2 tRNA genes and 3 rRNA genes are annotated in these 5,457 nt (G+C 49.4%); all 5 read left to right on the top strand.

The window, feature by feature from the left end:
- The first annotated feature begins 123 nt into the window (after nt 1-123).
- The 5 genes from ACT4_RS11520 (at nt 124) to rrf (ending at nt 5,437) form a co-directional block, all read left to right on the top strand.
- Nucleotides 124-1,660: ribosomal RNA gene (locus ACT4_RS11520) — 16S ribosomal RNA — on the top strand.
- Between the two features lie 59 nt (nt 1,661-1,719).
- Nucleotides 1,720-1,796 (top strand) — tRNA-Ile (locus ACT4_RS11525).
- A 71-nt stretch (nt 1,797-1,867) separates the two neighbouring features.
- A tRNA-Ala gene (locus ACT4_RS11530) sits at nt 1,868-1,943 on the top strand.
- 329 nt (nt 1,944-2,272) lie between these two features.
- Nucleotides 2,273-5,164, top strand: a 23S ribosomal RNA gene (locus tag ACT4_RS11535).
- 158 nt (nt 5,165-5,322) lie between these two features.
- Nucleotides 5,323-5,437 (top strand): 5S ribosomal RNA (rrf, locus tag ACT4_RS11540).
- The 16S, 23S and 5S rRNA genes sit together here with 2 tRNA genes alongside, the layout of an rRNA operon.
- Nucleotides 5,438-5,457: the final 20 nt, after the last annotated feature.

The following is a 5,457-nucleotide window of genomic DNA, read 5'->3' on the forward strand; positions in this document are numbered from 1 at the left end:
AATCGATATATATTATCATTGATAATTGGTAGAAATTTCTCGAAGTTTATTTGAGCAAATTTTTTGTCAGTAATTGATGAGCCAGAATTAGCACCTTGTCTTAACTAAGGTGCAAAATGATTTTAACTGAAGAGTTTGATCATGGCTCAGATTGAACGCTGGCGGCAGGCTTAACACATGCAAGTCGAGCGGGGAAAAGTAGCTTGCTACTGGACCTAGCGGCGGACGGGTGAGTAATGCTTAGGAATCTGCCTATTAGTGGGGGACAACATTCCGAAAGGAATGCTAATACCGCATACGTCCTACGGGAGAAAGCAGGGGACCTTCGGGCCTTGCGCTAATAGATGAGCCTAAGTCGGATTAGCTAGTTGGTGGGGTAAAGGCCTACCAAGGCGACGATCTGTAGCGGGTCTGAGAGGATGATCCGCCACACTGGGACTGAGACACGGCCCAGACTCCTACGGGAGGCAGCAGTGGGGAATATTGGACAATGGGGGGAACCCTGATCCAGCCATGCCGCGTGTGTGAAGAAGGCCTTATGGTTGTAAAGCACTTTAAGCGAGGAGGAGGCTACTAGTATTAATACTACTGGATAGTGGACGTTACTCGCAGAATAAGCACCGGCTAACTCTGTGCCAGCAGCCGCGGTAATACAGAGGGTGCGAGCGTTAATCGGATTTACTGGGCGTAAAGCGTGCGTAGGCGGCCATTTAAGTCAAATGTGAAATCCCCGAGCTTAACTTGGGAATTGCATTCGATACTGGATGGCTAGAGTATGGGAGAGGATGGTAGAATTCCAGGTGTAGCGGTGAAATGCGTAGAGATCTGGAGGAATACCGATGGCGAAGGCAGCCATCTGGCCTAATACTGACGCTGAGGTACGAAAGCATGGGGAGCAAACAGGATTAGATACCCTGGTAGTCCATGCCGTAAACGATGTCTACTAGCCGTTGGGGCCTTTGAGGCTTTAGTGGCGCAGCTAACGCGATAAGTAGACCGCCTGGGGAGTACGGTCGCAAGACTAAAACTCAAATGAATTGACGGGGGCCCGCACAAGCGGTGGAGCATGTGGTTTAATTCGATGCAACGCGAAGAACCTTACCTGGCCTTGACATACTAGAAACTTTCCAGAGATGGATTGGTGCCTTCGGGAATCTAGATACAGGTGCTGCATGGCTGTCGTCAGCTCGTGTCGTGAGATGTTGGGTTAAGTCCCGCAACGAGCGCAACCCTTTTCCTTACTTGCCAGCATTTCGGATGGGAACTTTAAGGATACTGCCAGTGACAAACTGGAGGAAGGCGGGGACGACGTCAAGTCATCATGGCCCTTACGGCCAGGGCTACACACGTGCTACAATGGTCGGTACAAAGGGTTGCTACCTAGCGATAGGATGCTAATCTCAAAAAGCCGATCGTAGTCCGGATTGGAGTCTGCAACTCGACTCCATGAAGTCGGAATCGCTAGTAATCGCGGATCAGAATGCCGCGGTGAATACGTTCCCGGGCCTTGTACACACCGCCCGTCACACCATGGGAGTTTGTTGCACCAGAAGTAGGTAGTCTAACCGCAAGGAGGACGCTTACCACGGTGTGGCCGATGACTGGGGTGAAGTCGTAACAAGGTAGCCGTAGGGGAACCTGCGGCTGGATCACCTCCTTAACGAAAGATTGGTGACTGGTAAGAATCCACAACAAGTTGTTCTTCGAAGATGTATCTGAGGGTCTGTAGCTCAGTTGGTTAGAGCACACGCTTGATAAGCGTGGGGTCACAAGTTCAAGTCTTGTCAGACCCACCACTACTGACGAAGTGATGAATAATCACAAGCTGCTAGATGAGAAGATATGTTGTTCATTATGATTGTAAGCTGGGGACTTAGCTTAGTTGGTAGAGCGCCTGCTTTGCACGCAGGAGGTCAGGAGTTCGACTCTCCTAGTCTCCACCACGTACTTTACGGAGTGCGGGCTAAAGATTGCAGAATTTAGTAAGTAGATAGCTTATTAACTTCTGTGATTTATCACAGTTTACTACGCACCGACGAGGTGGTAGTTAATCATTAACAGATTAGTAGAATTGAGTCTGAAATAAATTGTTCACTCAATTCATTCGAAAGAATGAAATTGAGAACTAGCAAAAACACTGAATCAAGCGTTTTGGTATATGAATTTAGATTGAAGCTGTATGGTGATTAAGTTCACAGACAACGAATAGTAGCAATTAAGTTTGCAACGGTAACACTCACTTGTATGTGTTAACGACTGTTTGGGGTTGTATAGTCAAGTAATTAAGTGCATGTGGTGGATGCCTTGGCAGTCAGAGGCGATGAAAGACGTGATAGCCTGCGAAAAGCTCCGGGGAGGCGGCAAATATCCTTTGATCCGGAGATTTCTGAATGGGGGAACCCACCCGCTACAAGGCGGGTATCAATAACTGAATACATAGGTTATTGAAGCGAACGAGGGGAAGTGAAACATCTCAGTACCCTTAGGAAAAGAAATCAATTGAGATTCCCTTAGTAGCGGCGAGCGAACGGGGAGCAGCCCATTAAGTTGTGTGTGTTCTAGTGGAACGCTCTGGGAAGTGCGAACGTAGAGGGTGATATTCCCGTACACGAAAGGGCACACACAATGATGACGAGTAGGGCGAGGCACGTGAAACCTTGTCTGAATATGGGGGGACCATCCTCCAAGGCTAAATACTCCTGACTGACCGATAGTGAACCAGTACCGTGAGGGAAAGGCGAAAAGAACCCCTGTGAGGGGAGTGAAATAGATCCTGAAACCGCATGCATACAAGCAGTGGGAGCACCTTCGTGGTGTGACTGCGTACCTTTTGTATAATGGGTCAGCGACTTACATTCAGTAGCAAGGTTAACCGAATAGGGGAGCCGTAGAGAAATCGAGTCTTAATAGGGCGTTTAGTTGCTGGGTGTAGACCCGAAACCAGGCGATCTATCCATGAGCAGGTTGAAGGTTGGGTAACACTAACTGGAGGACCGAACCCACTGTCGTTGAAAAGCCAGGGGATGACTTGTGGATAGGGGTGAAAGGCTAATCAAGCCTGGTGATAGCTGGTTCTCCCCGAAAGCTATTTAGGTAGCGCCTCGGACGAATACCATTGGGGGTAGAGCACTGTTTCGGCTAGGGGGTCATCCCGACTTACCAAACCGATGCAAACTCCGAATACCAATGAGTACTATCCGGGAGACAGACTGCGGGTGCTAACGTCCGTAGTCAAGAGGAAAACAATCCAGACCGCCAGCTAAGGCCCCAAAATCATAGTTAAGTGGGAAACGATGTGGGAAGGCATAGACAGCTAGGAGGTTGGCTTAGAAGCAGCCACCCTTTAAAGAAAGCGTAATAGCTCACTAGTCGAGTCGGCCTGCGCGGAAGATGTAACGGGGCTAAAACTATGTGCCGAAGCTGCGGATGTATACTTAGTATACGTGGTAGGGGAGCGTTCTGTAAGCCGATGAAGGTGTATTGAGAAGTATGCTGGAGGTATCAGAAGTGCGAATGCTGACGTGAGTAACGACAAAACGGGTGAAAAACCCGTTCGCTGAAAGACCAAGGGTTCCAGTCCAACGTTAATCGGGGCTGGGTGAGTCGACCCCTAAGGCGAGGCCGAGAGGCGTAGTCGATGGGAAATTGGTTAATATTCCAATACTTCTGTGTAATGCGATGAGAGGACGGAGAAGGTTAAGTCAGCCTGGCGTTGGTTGTCCAGGTGGAAGACAGTAGGCATGCATCTTAGGCAAATCCGGGGTGCTCTATGCTGAGAGTCGATAGCAAGCTGTACTTGTACAGTGAAGTGGCTGATACCATGCTTCCAGGAAAAGTCTCTAAGCTTCAGTTACACAGGAATCGTACCCGAAACCGACACAGGTGGTCAGGTCGAGTAGACCAAAGCGCTTGAGAGAACTCTGCTGAAGGAACTAGGCAAAATGGTACCGTAACTTCGGGAGAAGGTACGCTGCTGACGGTGATGGGACTTGCTCCCTGAGCGGTTGGCAGCCGCAGAAACCAGGCCGCTGCAACTGTTTATTAAAAACATAGCACTCTGCAAACACGAAAGTGGACGTATAGGGTGTGATGCCTGCCCGGTGCTGGAAGGTTAATTGATGGGGTTAGCGTAAGCGAAGCTCTTGATCGAAGCCCCAGTAAACGGCGGCCGTAACTATAACGGTCCTAAGGTAGCGAAATTCCTTGTCGGGTAAGTTCCGACCTGCACGAATGGCATAATGATGGCGGCGCTGTCTCCAGCAGAGGCTCAGTGAAATCGAAATCGCTGTGAAGATGCAGTGTACCCGCGGCTAGACGGAAAGACCCCGTGAACCTTTACTGCAGCTTGACATTGAACTTTGACCTTACTTGTGTAGGATAGGTGGGAGGCTTTGAAGTTGGAACGCTAGTTCCAATGGAGCCGTCCTTGAAATACCACCCTGGTAATGTTGAGGTTCTAACTCTGCCCCGTAATCCGGGGCGAGGACCATGTCTGGTGGGTAGTTTGACTGGGGCGGTCTCCTCCTAAAGAGTAACGGAGGAGTACGAAGGTGCGCTCAGCGTGGTCGGAAATCACGCGTAGAGTATAAAGGCAAAAGCGCGCTTAACTGCGAGACCCACAAGTCGAGCAGGTACGAAAGTAGGTCTTAGTGATCCGGTGGTTCTGTATGGAAGGGCCATCGCTCAACGGATAAAAGGTACTCTGGGGATAACAGGCTGATACCGCCCAAGAGTTCATATCGACGGCGGTGTTTGGCACCTCGATGTCGGCTCATCTCATCCTGGGGCTGAAGCAGGTCCCAAGGGTATGGCTGTTCGCCATTTAAAGAGGTACGCGAGCTGGGTTTAGAACGTCGTGAGACAGTTCGGTCCCTATCTACCGTGGGCGCTGGAAATTTGAGAGGATCTGCTCCTAGTACGAGAGGACCAGAGTGGACGAACCTCTGGTGTACCGGTTGTGACGCCAGTCGCATCGCCGGGTAGCTATGTTCGGAAGGGATAACCGCTGAAAGCATCTAAGCGGGAAGCCTACCTCAAGATAAGATTTCCCTAGGAATTTATTCCTCTAAAGAGCCGTTCGAGACTAGGACGTTGATAGGTTGGGTGTGGAAGTACGGTGACGTATGAAGCTGACCAATACTAATTGCTCGTGAGGCTTGACTATACAACACCCAAACAGTTGTTGTATTCAAGATAAATTCAATACATAACTTGATTTAGTGAAGAAACTAGTTACAATACAGACCCAATTAACTAATCCGTTAATAACTCTTTCGGTACTAAGTGGCAAAAACGTAAGACCACCGAAAGCCAAAACAGTTTGCTGGCGACAATAGCAAGAGTGAACCACCTGATCCCTTCCCGAACTCAGAAGTGAAACCTCTTAGCGCTGATGGTAGTGTGGCACTTGCCATGTGAGAGTAAGTCATCGCCAGCTTTTAAATACTAACACCCCCC

It is taken from the genome of Acinetobacter sp. NBRC 100985 (assembly GCF_000241225.1).
Taxonomy (GTDB): Bacteria; Pseudomonadota; Gammaproteobacteria; order Pseudomonadales; family Moraxellaceae; genus Acinetobacter; species Acinetobacter venetianus.